This is a genomic window from Halobaculum rubrum, from assembly GCF_019880225.1.
GTDB lineage: Archaea > Halobacteriota > Halobacteria > Halobacteriales > Haloferacaceae > Halobaculum > Halobaculum rubrum.
This window is the reverse complement of record NZ_CP082284.1, coordinates 1,139,227-1,153,891: the sequence shown is the minus strand read 5'-3', so window position 1 is coordinate 1,153,891 and position 14,665 is coordinate 1,139,227. Positions and strand designations below refer to the sequence as shown.

Below are 14,665 nucleotides of genomic sequence, written 5' to 3'. Positions count from 1 at the left end.
CGGGCGTCAGGCCCCGCGGGTAAGTCGTTGTTGGGTCCGGTGTCGGGCGCTCGGAGCCCGGGGCGACGCGGACGCGGTCACTGCCGTCCCTGATCGTACCCTTCGGCGACGTTGACGACGATCCGGCGGATGAACAGGTACGCGCCGAACACCAGCGCGAGCAGCACCACGAGGATGATCGTCAACGCGGGGTTCGCGGCGACGGCCTCGATCAGCGTGTCGACAACTGCCATGCCCCCCGATGCGACGCTGCGGGCCATAGGGGTTTCGACAGGGAGAGCGGAGGGTCGACCGGGCTTACGGAAGTGCGAGGAGAAAGCCTCGCCCTTCAGGGCGGGGAGGATGTCAAGCTTCGATTTCCGTGCTCGACTCCGCGTCGCGGACGCGGCGGCAGTGCGCGGTGAAGTTGTCGAACAGCGTCTTCGCCTCGCAGGCGGCGTCGTAGCGCTCCGGGGTGATCTCCGAGAGCACATCGTCGACCCGCTCGTCGCCGATGCGCTCGCGTTTTCCCTCGGTCACGGTTTCGGCGGTCTCGACGTCGTACTCGGGGTGGAACTGCACCCCCCAGCAGTCGCCCTTGCGGAACGCGTGGACGCCGAACTCGTTTTCCGCGAGCAGCTCCGCGCCGGGCGGGAGCTCGACGACGGCGTCCCCGTGGGTGGTGAAGACGGTGAACTCGCGGTCGATGCCGGCGAACAGCTCGTCGTCGCCGCGGTGGATGATCTCGTTGTACCCGATATCGAAGTCGTCCATGCCGCCGACGCGGCCGCCGAGCGCCTCCGCGAGCACCTGGTGGCCGTAGCAGACGCCGAGGATCGGCAGGCCGTGCTCGGCCGCTTCGGCGGTCCACTCGACCAGCGGCGGGATCCACTCCTCGTCCCAGTAGACTGAGGAGCGCGAGCCGGTTATCACCACCCCGTCAAACTCGAAGTGATCGGGCAGTTGCTGTGCGTTGGCGTCGAACTCGACGAGGTCGGCGTCGAGCTCCCGCCGGAAGTTCCGGGCGGTGTTCGCGCCGTCGTGGGCCGCGTTGAGCAGCGCGAGCCGGAGGCGTGTCATTGGCGTTGCTGTGTCGCTCGCGGGCAAAGGGTTTGTGCCACCGCCGAGTCCCGCCGGCGTCGCCGACGCGGGGGGCGCGGACGAGGCGGGTGGTGCTGTGGCCGGTGGGGACGCGTCAGTCCTCGCCCTCGAAGAACGCAAGGATCCGGTCGTTCACTTCCCGGCTCGCCTCCACGTTGGCGAGATGGCCCGCGCCGTCGACCTCCACGAACTCGCCGCGCGGCAGCCCCTCGGCGAGTTCCCGCCCCTTCGCCGGCGGACACACCGCGTCCTCGCTCCCGTGGAGCACGAGCGTCTCGTTCGACACCTCGTACAGCCGATCGGCGATGTCGAACTCACGAACGGCCGCCCGCGCGGCCTCCCAGGCGTCGCGGTCGGCGTCCTCGGCGGCGCGCCACTCGACGATCCGCGAGACGACCGACGGCTGGTACTCGAGGAACTCGCCGGTCACGGCCGCCCGCAGCGACGACTCCACCGCTTCTGGGTCGGCGGGGTCGGCCCACAGCGAGCCGGGGTTCACACCGTCGCCGTACGCGGACGTGCCGACGAGTACGATCTTCCGCACGCGCCGGGAGTGCAGCGCCGCGTGCAGCGCGACCATTCCGCCGAGGCCGACGCCGACGACGTGGGCCGCGCGGACCCCTGCGTCGGCGAGCACGGCGTCCAGGTCCGCGGCGAGCTGTCCGACCGTGTACGGCCCCGGCGGCGCGTCGGAGCCGCCGGTGCCGCGGGTCGCGGGAACGACCGCCCGGTACGGCCCGGCGACGGCCGCGTGCTGCCACCCCCACTGCCACGGCCCGTAGCCGATCTCGCCGCAGAACGCGACGGCGTCGACGTCGCGGTCGCCGCCCTCGCCGTCGATCTCGTAGTACAGGTTCACGTTTCCGTTCGCTGCGTCAGGCACGCTCGGGCGTTCGTCGCCGCGGGGTGTCAATCCCGATGATCGGTCGCGGCCGTGCGCTGGTCGGTCGTGACCGTGGTCGGTTCCGGCCGCCGGCCGTCCAAAGTGGCGGCCGTCCCGAGCGATGCCGCGGTGCCGCGTCCGCTCCGTGACCGGACCGTATTTCCGCGACGAGAGCGACCCGACGCACATGATCGACTTCCGGTCTGACACGGTGACCCGCCCCAGCGACGAGATGCGCGACGCCGCCCGCGACGCCGCCGTCGGCGACGACGTGTACGCCGACGACCCGACGGTCAACGAGCTGGAGGCCCGCGCGGCCGATCTCGCCGGTTTCGAGGACGCGCTGTACGTCCCCTCCGGCACGATGGGCAACCAGATCGCCATCCGCACCCACACCGACCGCGGGCAGGAGCTGCTGTGCGACGAGCAGGCACACGTCTACAAGTGGGAACTGGGCGGTATCCCGCAGCTCTCGCAGGTGCAACCGCGGATCCTCGACTGCGGCGACCGCTGCGTTCCGACGCCCGAGCAGGTGCGAGAGGGGTACGTCGAGGAGGACCTCCACCGTCCCGGCACGGGGCTGCTGTGCCTGGAGAACACCCACAACTCCCGCGGCGGCGTCGCCGTCCCGAAGGCGCACATCGACGAGGCGGCGGCGGCGGCCCACGATCTGGACGTTCCGGTCCATCTCGACGGCGCGCGCTTCCTCAACGCCTGCGTCGCGCTCGACACCGACCCCGCGGAGATGACCGAGCGCGTGGACTCGGTGATGTTCTGTCTCTCGAAGGGGCTGGGCGCGCCCGTCGGGTCGGTGATCGCGGGTAGCGAGGAGTTCATCCAGCGCGCCCGCCGAACCCGGAAGCTGTTCGGCGGCGCCATGCGGCAGGCGGGGCTGATCGCCGCGCCCGGCCTGCTCGCGCTGGAGAACGTCGCCCGGCTCGCCGAGGATCACGCCAACGCCGCCCGGCTCGCCGAGGGACTGAACGAGATCGAGGGCCTGTCGGCGCCCGACCCGGACACCAACATCGTGATGGTCGACAGCGAGGCCGCCGGGCTGACCGGCGAGGAGCTGTCCGCCGCCTGCAAGGACGCCGACGTGAAGTTCCACGCCTTCGGCGAGTACACCTGCCGGCTGTGCACGCACCTCGACGTGGACGAGGACGACGTGGCGGAGGGACTCGACCGGATCGAGTCGGCCGTCGCCGAGGCCTGAGTCGGCTCCCGTCTCGATCGTGTTCTCCGCGATTTCGATCCCGACGACCACTGACCCGCCGGCTTCCCTTTTATGGCGTCGGACGATGTACGTCCGTCCATGACCGACACAACGACGACCCGCGGATCCAGCGGTCCTCGGGGTCCCGGCGGTCCGATATCCGCTCTCGACGACCGCCTCGACGGGCTCGTCGGACTCGCCGCGCTGATCCTCGCGGTCAACGTCGCCGGCGCGGTCCCCGCCGTCCTCGGCGGGCCGGACTCCGCGTGGTTCGCGGCGTTGACCAAGCCCGCGATCTACCCGCCGTCGTGGCTGTTCGGCGTCGTGTGGACGGCGCTGTTCACGCTGTCGGCCGTCGCGGTGTGGCTCCTCGTTCGTGCGGAGCCCTCGGCTGCGCGCCGGCTCGCGCTCGGCGCGTTCGTCCTCCAGTTCGCGTTCAACGTCGCGTGGACGCCGACGTTCTTCGCGTTTCAACGGATCGCGGCGGCGCTGGCGATCATCGTCGTCCTCGCGGTCCTGCTTGCGGGCACGGTCGCCGCGTTCGCGCGCGTCGACCGCCGCGCGGCGGCGCTCCTGGTGCCGTATCTCGCGTGGGTCTGCTTCGCCGCGGTGTTGAACTACCGCTTTCTCGCCCTGAACTGAGTGCGCGCTCCCCGTCGCGTCGCTGAACGCTCGGCACCCGTCGCGTCGGGGACCGCGGATCACGGACCCGGCCGACGACTACCCGGCGTCGGTGACGAACTCGAATCGCGCCCCGTCGTTCTCGCCGTTCGTCGCCGTCACCGACCAGCCGTGGGCCTCCGCGATGCGACGGACGATCGCCAGGCCGAAGCCGGTGCCCTCATCGACGGTGGAGACGCCGACCTCGAATATCTCCTCGCGGCCGTCGGCCGGGATCCCCGGCCCGTCGTCGGCGACGGCGAACCCCGCCGGCGTCGCCTCCACGCGGACGGCCGGGGCGTCGCCGCCGTGCTCGATGCTGTTGCGGAACAGGTTCTCGAACAGCTCGCGCAGACGGTCCTCGTCGGCCTGAACGGTGAGGCCGTCATCGACCGCGAGCGTCGCGTCGCCGGTGTCGACGCTCCCCCACGCCGTGCGGGCGGCGACCGACACGTCAACCGGCTCTGTGTCGCCGACGACGCGTCCATCGCGGGCGAGCCTGAGCAGGTCGTCGACCAGCGTGCGCATGCGCTCGACGGCGTCGGAAACGGTGGCGAGGTGCTCGAGGTCGCCCGTCTCTCGGGCGAGCTCCAGGTACCCTTCGGCGACGGACAGCGGGTTACGCAGGTCGTGTGAGACGACGCTCGCGAACTCGTCGAGCCGCTCGTTCTGTCGGCGAAGCGCCCGCTCGCGCTCCTTCCGCTCGGTAATGTCCGAGTAGATGGCGTAGCCTCCCACGTTCTCGGTGCCCAACTCCAGCGGAACGACGTACATCAGGAAATCGCGCATGCCGTCCGCCGTCTCGCGGCGACACTCGGTTCGCAGGTTCTCGCCGCGGTGGAGCCGATCGTTGAACTCGGCGGCCTGCGTTTCCGAATCGGGGTCATCGGGAACGATGTACTCGTCGAGCGATTCGCCGATCACCTCCTCGCCGTAGCCGAACGTGTCGACGAACGCCGAGTTGATATCGCGGACGACGGGGGCTCCGTCGACCAGCTCGAACGACAGCGCCGCGTCGGGGACGTTCTCGAACAGCGCCGACAGCCGGTCGTGCTCCGCGCGGAGGTCGGCCTGCGCGCGAACGCGCTGCAGCGACACCGCCACGTGTGCCATCAGCAGCTCCGCCTGGTTGAGGTCGTCGCGGGTGAACGAGCCGGGGACGGTGGCGACGGCCTGGAAGACGCCGAGATCGCCGATCGGGACCGACAGCCCGGAGCGGTACTCCGATCGCGCCGGAGACGCGTCGTCGTTGTCCGCGACGTCGTCCACGAGCAGCGACTCCCCGGTCTGAAACGTCCGACCGGCGACCCCCTCGTCCAGGTCCATCGGCCGGGAGCTGTCGGGCGGGCTCCCCGTGGAGTCGGCTTTGGGGACGAGCTTGCCACCCTCCCTGAGTGTGATCGTCGACTTGTCGAACGAGAGGACCTCCTCGGAGGCGCGGATCGCGTGCTCGATCAGGGTCTGCTCGTCGTCCGCGGCCGCGAGATCCGCGGTCGCCTCGTGGAGCTGCTCGGTCACGCGACGTGCATCACGGAGCGCCGCCTCCGAGCGGATCCGCTCGCGCGTCGCCGTCGCGTACGACGTGAGCAGCTCCGCGAACTCCAGGTCGCCGTCGTCGAAGGCGTCGACGCTGTCGGTGACCGCCTGAAAGACGGCGTCGCCGGCGAACGGGACCGAGATGAGCGCGCGTGCCACGCCGTCGTGCGACTCAGCGAACTCGTGATCGGTGACGTCGCCGATGACCAACGAGCGGTTCTCGGTGTGGCTCTCCTCTATCGCGCCGAACCCGCGCGGGAACTCCGCCGGGAGGTCGGTGTCGGTCGTCGCCCGCATCGTGAACCGTTCGCTGTCGGCCGTGTACACGCAGGAGCGATCGAACGCGAGCACCCGACGGGCGATCTCGACGACCAGGTCGTACAGCTCGCGCTCGCTGTCGGCGTCGACGAGTCGCGGGGCCGCCTCGTGGAGCTCGGTCATCACCCGTTCGCGTCGCGTCAGGTCTGCCTGGGCACGCAGGCGCCCGTACGCCTGCCCGACGTGCGTCGCCAACAGCTCCGCAAGCTCGCGGTCGATCTCGTCGAACGCGTACGGCGTCGTCGAGATCGCCTGGAAGACGGCGTCGCTGCCGAACGGGACGGAGATCCCCGACCCGGTCGCGTCGGCGTCGGAGATGTCCCACGTCGAGATGTCGTCGACGTGCACGGTCTCGCCGCGCCGGAACGCCCGTCCGCTGACCGACTCGTCCGCGTTGACCCGCGTCCGAAGCCAGTCGACGTCCCGTGACCGTGCCCGGACCACCATCTCGCCGTCGTCGTGGACGGCGATCGCGCAGTGGTCGAACTCGAGCACGCGCCGTGCCACCGCGATCGTCCGGTCGAACAGCTCCGAGACGGTCTCGGCGGCCGCGATCTCGGCGGTTCCGGCGTGCAGTTCGGTCGTTCGTCGCCGCGCCGCTCGGAGCTGTCGGCGGGTCTTGCCGGCGCGCGCACGGTCGATCTCTTCGACGACCCGGTCGGCGTCGGCCGCTCGCGTGACGTAGCCGTCGACGTACGACGTGTCCGGATCCGGCTCGCGCTCCGCGTACGCGACGACCAGCGCGGTCGTCGTCGACAGCGCGTCCACCGCGTCCGCCGAAAGCGACGGGTCGCCGACCAACACGACCGCGTTCGGACGGCGCTCCCCGCCGAGCCGTCCGGCGAGCGCGGCGGGATCGACGGCTTCGACCTCGCCGTCGGTGGCGGCCGCGAGGGTCTCGACCAATCCGTCGGGGACCGTCGCGTCGGCCGTCGCCAAGACGAGGACAGCGACCGACGGGCCCGCGACAGAATCCGCCATGGGTACTCGATGTTGTCGGTTCTTCATTTAAGCGTACCGGGGGACCGACCGCCGGCGAACGCGGCCCGGAACCCTTTTGCGCGGCGACGGGGCACAACGTGGTAATGAGCGACCTTACCGCGGAGTACCGCCTCGACTACTTCGAGGAGGAGGGGTTCTCCCGACGGGAGTGCTCCTCCTGCGGGGACCACTTCTGGACCCGCGACGACGAGCGGGAGCTGTGCGGCGAGCCCCCCTGCGAGGACTACTCCTTCATCGGCGACCCCGGCTTCGACGAGGCGTACACCCTCGAGGAGATGCGCGAGGCGTTCCTCTCGTACTTCGAGGAGCACGACCACGAACGGATCGAGCCGTACCCCGTGGCGGCGAACCGCTGGCGCGACGACGTGCTGCTCACGCAGGCGTCGATCTACGACTTCCAGCCGCTGGTCACCTCCGGGGAGACGCCGCCGCCGGCGAACCCGCTCACGGTCAGTCAGCCGTGTATCCGGATGCAGGACATCGACAACGTGGGCAAGACCGGCCGCCACACGATGGCCTTCGAGATGATGGCCCACCACGCGTTCAACGCGAGAGAGGAGGTCGGCGACGAGTACGCCTACTCCGGGGAGGTGTACTGGAAAGACGAGACAGTCCGGCTGTGTGACGGGCTGTTCGAGGAGATGGGCGCGGACCTCTCGGAGATCACCTACATCGAGGACCCGTGGGTCGGCGGCGGCAACGCCGGTCCCGCCATCGAGGTCATCTACAAGGGCGCCGAGCTGGCGACGCTCGTCTTCATGTCGCTGGAGCAGGACCCCGAGGGCGACTACGAGCTGAAGGACGGCAACACCTACTCCGAGATGGACACGTACATCGTGGACACGGGGTACGGGCTCGAGCGGTGGACCTGGATGAGCCAGGGCACGCCGACCGTCTACGAGGCCATCTACCCGGACACGATCGAGTTCCTGAAGGACAACGCCGGGATCGACCTCACGGACGAGGAGGAGGAGCTGGTCCGCCGCGCCTCCACGCTGGCGGGACACCTCGACATCGACGAGGCGGAGGACGTCGAGGCCGCCCGCGACAACATCGCGGACAAGCTCGGCGTCGACACCGCCGAGCTGACTGCGCTGCTGGAGCCGCTGGAGGACATCTACGCGATCGCCGACCACTGCCGGACGCTCGCGTACATGTTCGGCGACGAGATCGTCCCCTCGAACGTCGGGACGGGCTACCTCGCGCGCATGGTACTTCGCCGGACGAAGCGCCTCGTCGACGAGGTGGGCGTCGACGCTCCGCTCGACGAGCTGGTCGACATGCAGGCCGAGCGCCTCGGCTACGAGAACCGCGACACGATCCGCGACATGGTGCGCACCGAGGTCGAGAAGTACCGCGAGACGCTCGAGCGCGGCGGTCGCAAGGTCGAGGCGCTGGCCGACGAGTACGCCGGCGCCGGCGAGCCGATCCCGGTCGAGGAGCTGATCGAGCTGTACGACTCTCACGGGATCCAGCCGGACATGGTCGAGGAGATCGCCGCCGACCGCGGCGCGACCGTCGAGGTGCCCGACGACTTCTACGGGCTCGTCGCCTCCCGGCACGACTCCGCGCAGGCGTTCGATCGCGAGACCGACACCGACGATCGGATCGACGACCTCCCGGCGACGGAGCGGCTCTACTACGACGACCAGGAACGCACGGAGTTCGAGGCGGTCGTGCTGGACGTGTTCGAGCGCGAGGACGGCTACGACGTGGTGCTCGACCAGACGATGTTCTACCCCGAGGGCGGCGGCCAGCCCGCCGACCGCGGGACGCTCTCGACGGACGACGCCACCGTCGAGGTCGAGGACGTCCAGATCCGCGGCGACGTGGTGCTCCACCGCACCGACGACGATCCCGGGAAAGGCGAGTTCGTGACCGGACAGGTCGACGGCGAGCGTCGCCGGCGGCTGATGCGCCACCACACCGCGACCCACATCGTCGGCTACGCCGCCCGGCAGGTGCTCGGCGAGCACGTCCGCCAGGCGGGCGCCCAGAAGGGACTCGACTCCTCGCGGCTCGACGTGACACACTACGACCGCGTGACTCGCGAGCAGGTCAAGGCGATGGAGCGGGTCGCCAACGACATCGTGCGACGGAACCTCCCGGTGAAACAGGAGTGGCCCGACCGTCACGAGGCCGAGTCCGAGCACGGCTTCGACCTCTACCAGGGCGGGATCCCGCCGGGCGAGCAGATCCGGCTGATCCGCGTCGGCGACGACGTGCAGGCGTGCGGCGGCACCCACGTCGCCCGCACGGGCGATATCGGCGCGATCAAGCTGCTGAAGACCGAACCCGTCCAGGACGGCGTCGAGCGCCTCGTGTTCGCCGCCGGCGAAGCCGCCCTCGATGCGACCCACCGCACCGAGGACGCGCTGTACGACGCCGCGGACGTGCTCTCGATCGACCCACAGGAGGTGCCCGAGACTGCGGAGCGCTTCTTCACCGAGTGGAAGGAGCGCGGCAAGACGATCGACCGCCTGACGGAGGAACTGGCGGAGCTTCGCGCCGCCGCGGGCGGCGAGGAGGTCGAGGTCGGCGACGCGGTCGCGGTCGTCCAGCGAACGGACGCCGACAGCGACGAGCTTCGGGCGACGGCCAACGCCCACGTGGAAGACGGCCGGATCGCCGTCCTCGGATCCGGCGACGGCGGCGCGGCGACGTTCGTCGTCGGCGTCCCCGACGGCGTCGGCGTCAACGCCGGCGAGGTCGTCGGCGAGCTCGCGGGCCGCGTCGGCGGCGGCGGCGGCGGCCCGGCCGACTTCGCGCAGGGCGGCGGTCCCGACGTGGACGCGCTCGACGACGCGCTCGACGGCGCGGCGGACATCCTCCGGCAGAAGCTGGAGGCGTGAGCCCCCGCACCCGATGTCGCTGATCGACGCGCTCCCGTACCCGATGGGCGCCGCGGCGGTGCGGGGCCTCGCCGACTCCGAGCGGATCGTCGAGGCGCACCACGAGGTGATCGCACAACGCTCCGGGACTGAGGTTGTGCCGGCGCTGTTGATCACCACCGAGACGAGGTCGTTCGCCGTCGTCGAGGACCGCGAGGCCGAGCGCTACCGCGTGCTGGCGTCGGGCGACCGCGACGACCGCGAGGCGGTGTACGCCGAGCTTCGGGAGTGGGCGACCGAGCAGGGGTACGGCGGGCCGTAGCCGGCACACTCGGTTCGGTCCTGAACCCGTTCGCGGGCCGTGACCGAAACCCCTACTCCGCCGGACGGCAAGCGCGTGACATGGACCCGCGAATCCGCGAACACGCCGAGACCATCGTCGACCACTCCATCGAGCTCGAGGCGGGCGACGACCTCGTCATCCAGCTCCCCGCCGAGGCCGAGGACCTGGCGGTCGCCCTCCACGAGTACGCCGGCGACATCGGCGCGAACCCGGTCTACCTGAACAACTCCCAGCGCGCCGCCCGCGCGTACCTCCGCGCCCGCGAGGACGACTTCGAGCTGCCCGACCACGAGCTGGCCCTCTACGAGGCGGCCGACGCGTTCGTCATCGCCCGCAGCGGCGGTAACGTCTCCGAGAAGGCGGACATCGACCCGGAGACGACCGCCGACTACAACCGCGCGCGTCGGCCGGTCCAGCGGGAGCGGCTCTCGAAGACGTGGTGTCTCACCCAGTTCCCGACGAGCGGGCACGCCCAACTGGCGGGCATGAGCAGCGAGGAGTACGAGAACTTCGTGTACGACGCGGTCAGCCTCGACTGGGAGGCGCAGGCGGAGTTCCAGCAGCAGATGGTCGAACTGATCGACGACGCGGATGAGGTCCGCATCAGATCCGGCGAGGAGACCGACCTCACGATGTCGGTCGCGGGCAACACCGCGCTCAACGACGACGGGAAGGCGAACCTCCCCGGCGGCGAGGTGTTCACCGCGCCGGTCAAAGACAGCGTGAACGGCGAGGTGTACTTCGACCTGCCGCTGTACCGCCAGGGTCGCGAGATCGAGGACGTCCGCCTCACCTTCGAGGACGGCCGCGTCGAGGAGTTCTCCGCCGAGCGCAACGAGGACGTCCTTGAGGGCGTGTTCAACACGGACGAGAACGCCCGCTACCTCGGCGAACTCGGGATCGGGATGAACCGCGCCATCGACCGGTTCACGTACAACATGCTGTTCGACGAGAAGATGGGTGACACCGTTCACATGGCCGTCGGCTCGGCGTACCCCGAGACGGTCGGCGAGGGTAACGAGGTCAACGAGTCCGCCGAGCACGTCGACATGATCGTCGACATGAGCGAGGACTCCGTGATCGAGTTGGACGGCGAGGTCGTCCAGCGGGACGGGACGTTCTCGTTCGAGGACGGCGAGGGCGAGTGAGCGCGGAGCGCGAACGAGCCCTCGAACCGAGCGGGGAGCGTTCGCGGTCGAACAGCGTGAGACCGCGATGGCGAACGGCGAGCGCACGAGCCCACGAAAAGCGCGAGGGCGAGTACGCGAGCCCACGAAGAGCGCGAGGACGATCCCCGAATCGACCCGGCGCTCCAGTCGAACTCATGGGGACCGCTGGGGAGCCGTCAGTACGCCGGTGTGAGACACAGCACGTTCGGATCCGGCGTCGCCGTTCGCGTCACCGCGACCCCACGGAACCGCCAACGTTCACGGAAGTGCGTGTACTAATAGATTTCTCTCTGTACGCCGGTGCCGGGATTTATGCGTGTGTGACCGTGTCACTCGGACGTGCCCAAGGTGAACTGTCCCGACTGTGGCCGTCAGATCGGAATGCACGAACTCGAAGCGAAGACGACGGCCCAGTCCGGCGGCTTCTCGACCCGGTACCGCTGTCCGTTCTGTCAGACGGACATGGAAGACGTGACCGAGCTCATGGTCTGAACTCGGCGTTCGCTGGATCGACCGTTCTCACCGCTCGCGGCCCGCCGCGAGCGACAGTTCACTCCTCGACGTCGAGGTCGAACTGCGCGTTCTCCACGACCGTGTTGAGCACGACCGACGTGTTCGTCTCGCGAATGTCCTGATCGGCGAGCAGTCCCTTGATCCCCTCGTTCATCTCGTCGGTGTCGTGGAACTTGCCGACCGCGATGACGTCGTAGTCGCCGGTGACCTCGTAGACGGTTACCATCTGCTTTTGCTCGCGCAGGCGGTCGACGATCTCCGGCAACGCACTCCCTTCGACTTTCAGCTGGACGATCGCCGTCACGTCGTAGCCGAGCCGGTCGTAGTTCACCCGGGGCGTGTACCCCTCGATCACGCCCTCGTCCTCGAGGTCGCGGAGGTGATTCGAGACGGTCGTCACCGACACGTCGAGATCCTCGCCCAACGAGCGGAGGCTGGCGCGACCGTTCCCTAACAGCGAGTTGACGAGCTTGGCATCGAGGTTTTCGTACGTCATTACACTCGTCCACGGGTGCCTCCCTTTAGAATTTGACGGATGTCCACTGCGAGAGAGCTGAAGGGGTAATTGCACTGACCGTCAACTCCTATATACAGGGAGTGTATGAAGACAAACGTCACAACATGACGGACGGAAACACCAAACCGGACGGCGGGCTCAGCGCCGTCGAGCAGGACGTCATCGACGAGATCGACGAGAAGGGCATCGACTTCCTCCGCCTCCAGTTCACGGACATCCTGGGGACGGTCAAGAACGTCTCGGTCCCGGCGACGCAGGCCGAGAAGGCGTTCACCGAGGGTATCTACTTCGACGGCTCCTCGATCGACGGCTTCGTACGGATCCAGGAGTCGGACATGCGCCTCAAGCCCGACCCCGAGACGTTCGCGGTGCTCCCGTGGAGAACCCGCGAGGGCGACAACGGCGGCGGCGCCGCCCGCCTCATCTGCGACGTGATCAACACCTCGACGGGCGAGCCGTTCGAGGGCGACCCCCGTCGCGTCCTGAAGAGCGCGCTGGAGCGCGCCGCGGACATGGGATACGAGGTCAACGCCGCCCCCGAGCCGGAGTTCTTCCTGTTCGAGGAGGACGAGGACGGGCGCGCGACGACGAAGACCAACGACGCCGGCGGCTACTTCGACCTCGCGCCCAAGGACCTCGCACAGGACGTGCGCCGGGACATCATCTACGGCCTCGAGGACATGGGCTTCGAGATCGAGGCGTCCCACCACGAGGTCGCCGAGGGCCAACACGAGATCAACTTCGAGTACGACGACGCCCTCACCACCGCCGACAACGTCGGCACCTTCCGCACCGTCGTGCGCGCAATCGCCGCCCAGCACGACCTCCACGCGACGTTCATGCCCAAGCCGATCCCGCGGATCAACGGCTCGGGGATGCACACCCACATCTCGCTGTTCACCGAGGACGGCGAGAACGCCTTCCACGACGGCGACGACGAGTTCGACCTCTCGGAGACGGCCAAGCAGTTCACCGCGGGCATCCTCGAGCACGCGCCCGCGATCGCGGCCGTGACGAACCCGACGGTGAACAGCTACAAGCGGCTCGTCCCCGGCTACGAGGCGCCCGTCTACGTCGCGTGGTCCGACCGCAACCGCTCGGCGCTCATCCGCAAGCCGGCCGCGCGCGTGCCGGCCGCCTCGCGCATCGAGGCGCGGTTCCCCGACCCCTCGTGTAACCCGTACCTCGCGTTCGCGGCACTCATCCACGCCGGCCTCGACGGCATCGAGGACGAACTGGAGTGCGACGAGCCCGTCCGCGAGAACATCTACGAGTTCGACGAGCAGAAGCGCGAGGAGTACGGCATCACCACGCTCCCGTCGAACCTCGGCGAGGCCGTCGCCGAGCTCAAGGACGACGAGGTCGTGCAGGACGCGCTCGGCGAGCACATCACCGAGAAGTTCATCGAGGCCAAGTCGGCCGAGTACGACGAGTTCCGCATCGACGTCTCCCAGTGGGAGCTCGATCGCTACCTCGAGACGTTCTGAGGCGTCGCCGGTCGGTCATCGGCCGCTCGTTTTTTTTTTTTTTCGTTTCGTTTCGCCGATCGACGCGTGCGGCCGCTCACTCGGATCGATTCGCTCCGCCCCCGTCGGCGTCGGATTCGGCCTCGCTGATGAGATCCTCGACGGGCTCCGCGTCGTCGTTGTCGGCTCGTGACGCTCGAACCCGGCCCAGGATCGTCGGCCAGCCAACGACGAGCGCGACGCCCGCGAACGACAGGGGAACGGTCGCCAGCAGACGGAACGGGGTGGTGTCGGGGACGACCCCGAACACGTACGGGAGCCCGATCGAGGCGACGGCGTACGCCGAGCCGAACACCGCCCCGATGACCGCGAGTCCCACGACCGTACCGACGACACCGACGGTCGTCGAGTCCGTCCCACGAACCCGCCAGACGGCGTACCCGCCGAGCCCGCCGCCGACGACGATCCCCGCCTCTACCATCTCGCCGTCGTGGCCGCCGGCCGTGGCGAGGATCAGCGCCGCGACGCCGAGTACGGCCGACAGGAAGAACGCCCGGTCGGGGTTCGGACGGAACCCCTTCCGGGCGACTCGGTGGAACAGCCACAGCCCCGCGAGTCCGACCGCGACGCCGACGGCGACGTCGGCGAGGTAGTGCACGCCGAGCGCGACCCGCGTGAGTGCGACGACGCCGATCAGGACCGCGGCGACGCGGCGACGGCTCCGCCGCGTTCCCACGTCGAGAAACGTCGCGAGCGCGCCGTACACCATCGTCGCGCCGATCGCGTGCCCGGAGGGGAAGCCGAACCCGTCGCCGGTGGCGGTGTTGACGTATACACCGTGAAGCAGCTCGGGGAGCCACAACGGGACGGTCGCCTCGCCGGCGCCGGGCGGCCGCGGGAACGCGAACAGGCTCTTGAGGCCGACGGTCACCGCGAGCGCGCCGAGGCCGACGGCGACGACGGTCGCGCCGACGCGGCGGGGATTGGCGGCCAGTCGATCGTCGGCAAGCCAGTACAGGAGCGCGAGGCCGAGATAGAGGAACCACGCGTCACCCAGCTGGGTGAGGAGGGCGGCGATCACGACGAGCCAGTCGGGCAGCGCGGCCGCGGCGGCGGTGATAGTGCGGAACATCC

At 69.5% G+C, this 14,665-nt stretch carries 13 protein-coding genes; 7 read left to right on the top strand and 6 right to left on the bottom strand.

Annotated elements, in window-relative coordinates:
• Positions 1-77: 77 nt before the first annotated feature.
• The 3 genes from K6T25_RS06095 to K6T25_RS06085 all read right to left on the bottom strand — a co-directional run bounded on the left by K6T25_RS06095 (position 78) and on the right by K6T25_RS06085 (position 1,963).
• Complete coding sequence (locus K6T25_RS06095; RefSeq protein WP_222917306.1) at positions 78-233, bottom strand: DUF7859 family protein; 156 nt, start codon at positions 231-233, stop codon at positions 78-80.
• Positions 234-345: 112 nt separating this feature from the next.
• A complete protein-coding gene (locus tag K6T25_RS06090) occupies positions 346-1,059 on the bottom strand; it encodes a type 1 glutamine amidotransferase (RefSeq protein ID WP_222917305.1) in 714 nt (237 codons plus the stop codon).
• Between the two features lie 115 nt (positions 1,060-1,174).
• Positions 1,175-1,963 (bottom strand): alpha/beta fold hydrolase, encoded by a 789-nt coding sequence (locus K6T25_RS06085; protein WP_225917825.1) that lies wholly within the window; start codon positions 1,961-1,963, stop codon positions 1,175-1,177.
• Between the two features lie 187 nt (positions 1,964-2,150).
• On the opposite strand from K6T25_RS06085, the gene K6T25_RS06080 reads away from it, so the two are divergent.
• Positions 2,151-3,176 carry a threonine aldolase family protein gene (locus K6T25_RS06080; protein ID WP_222917304.1) on the top strand — a complete coding sequence of 342 codons (1,026 nt, stop codon included), beginning with the start codon at positions 2,151-2,153 and terminating at the stop codon, positions 3,174-3,176.
• Between the two features lie 99 nt (positions 3,177-3,275).
• The gene (locus K6T25_RS06075; protein WP_222917302.1) at positions 3,276-3,818 is read left to right on the top strand and encodes a TspO/MBR family protein; all 543 of its coding nucleotides are present in this window, start codon (positions 3,276-3,278) and stop codon (positions 3,816-3,818) included.
• Positions 3,819-3,896: 78 nt separating this feature from the next.
• Here K6T25_RS06075 and K6T25_RS06070 read toward each other — a convergent pair whose 3' ends face one another.
• Positions 3,897-6,671, bottom strand: a complete 2,775-nt coding sequence (locus tag K6T25_RS06070) for a GAF domain-containing protein (RefSeq protein WP_222917301.1) — start codon at positions 6,669-6,671, stop codon at positions 3,897-3,899.
• Between the two features lie 104 nt (positions 6,672-6,775).
• Between K6T25_RS06070 and alaS the strand changes: the two genes are divergently transcribed.
• The 4 genes from alaS (at position 6,776) to K6T25_RS06050 (ending at position 11,527) form a co-directional block, all read left to right on the top strand.
• Positions 6,776-9,544 carry an alanine--tRNA ligase gene (alaS, locus tag K6T25_RS06065; protein ID WP_222917299.1) on the top strand — a complete coding sequence of 923 codons (2,769 nt, stop codon included), beginning with the start codon at positions 6,776-6,778 and terminating at the stop codon, positions 9,542-9,544.
• A gap of 13 nt (positions 9,545-9,557) precedes the next feature.
• Positions 9,558-9,845, top strand: a complete 288-nt coding sequence (locus tag K6T25_RS06060; RefSeq protein WP_222917298.1) for a DUF7964 domain-containing protein — start codon at positions 9,558-9,560, stop codon at positions 9,843-9,845.
• An 80-nt stretch (positions 9,846-9,925) separates the two neighbouring features.
• Complete coding sequence (locus K6T25_RS06055; protein ID WP_222917296.1) at positions 9,926-11,014, top strand: aminopeptidase; 1,089 nt, start codon at positions 9,926-9,928, stop codon at positions 11,012-11,014.
• A 360-nt stretch (positions 11,015-11,374) separates the two neighbouring features.
• The gene (locus tag K6T25_RS06050) at positions 11,375-11,527 is read left to right on the top strand and encodes a hypothetical protein (protein ID WP_222917295.1); all 153 of its coding nucleotides are present in this window, start codon (positions 11,375-11,377) and stop codon (positions 11,525-11,527) included.
• A 58-nt stretch (positions 11,528-11,585) separates the two neighbouring features.
• Here the strand turns inward: K6T25_RS06050 and lrp are convergent, their stop codons facing one another.
• Positions 11,586-12,044, bottom strand: a complete 459-nt coding sequence (gene lrp / locus K6T25_RS06045; RefSeq protein WP_222917294.1) for an HTH-type transcriptional regulator Lrp — start codon at positions 12,042-12,044, stop codon at positions 11,586-11,588.
• Positions 12,045-12,169: 125 nt separating this feature from the next.
• On the opposite strand from lrp, the gene glnA reads away from it, so the two are divergent.
• On the top strand, positions 12,170-13,552 hold the full coding sequence (glnA, locus tag K6T25_RS06040; protein ID WP_222917292.1) for a type I glutamate--ammonia ligase: 1,383 nt from the start codon (positions 12,170-12,172) through the stop codon (positions 13,550-13,552).
• Between the two features lie 76 nt (positions 13,553-13,628).
• Here the strand turns inward: glnA and K6T25_RS06035 are convergent, their stop codons facing one another.
• Positions 13,629-14,663, bottom strand: coding sequence for a phosphatase PAP2 family protein (locus K6T25_RS06035; RefSeq protein ID WP_222917290.1), 1,035 nt, complete (start codon positions 14,661-14,663; stop codon positions 13,629-13,631).
• Between the last annotated feature and the right edge of the window lie 2 nt (positions 14,664-14,665).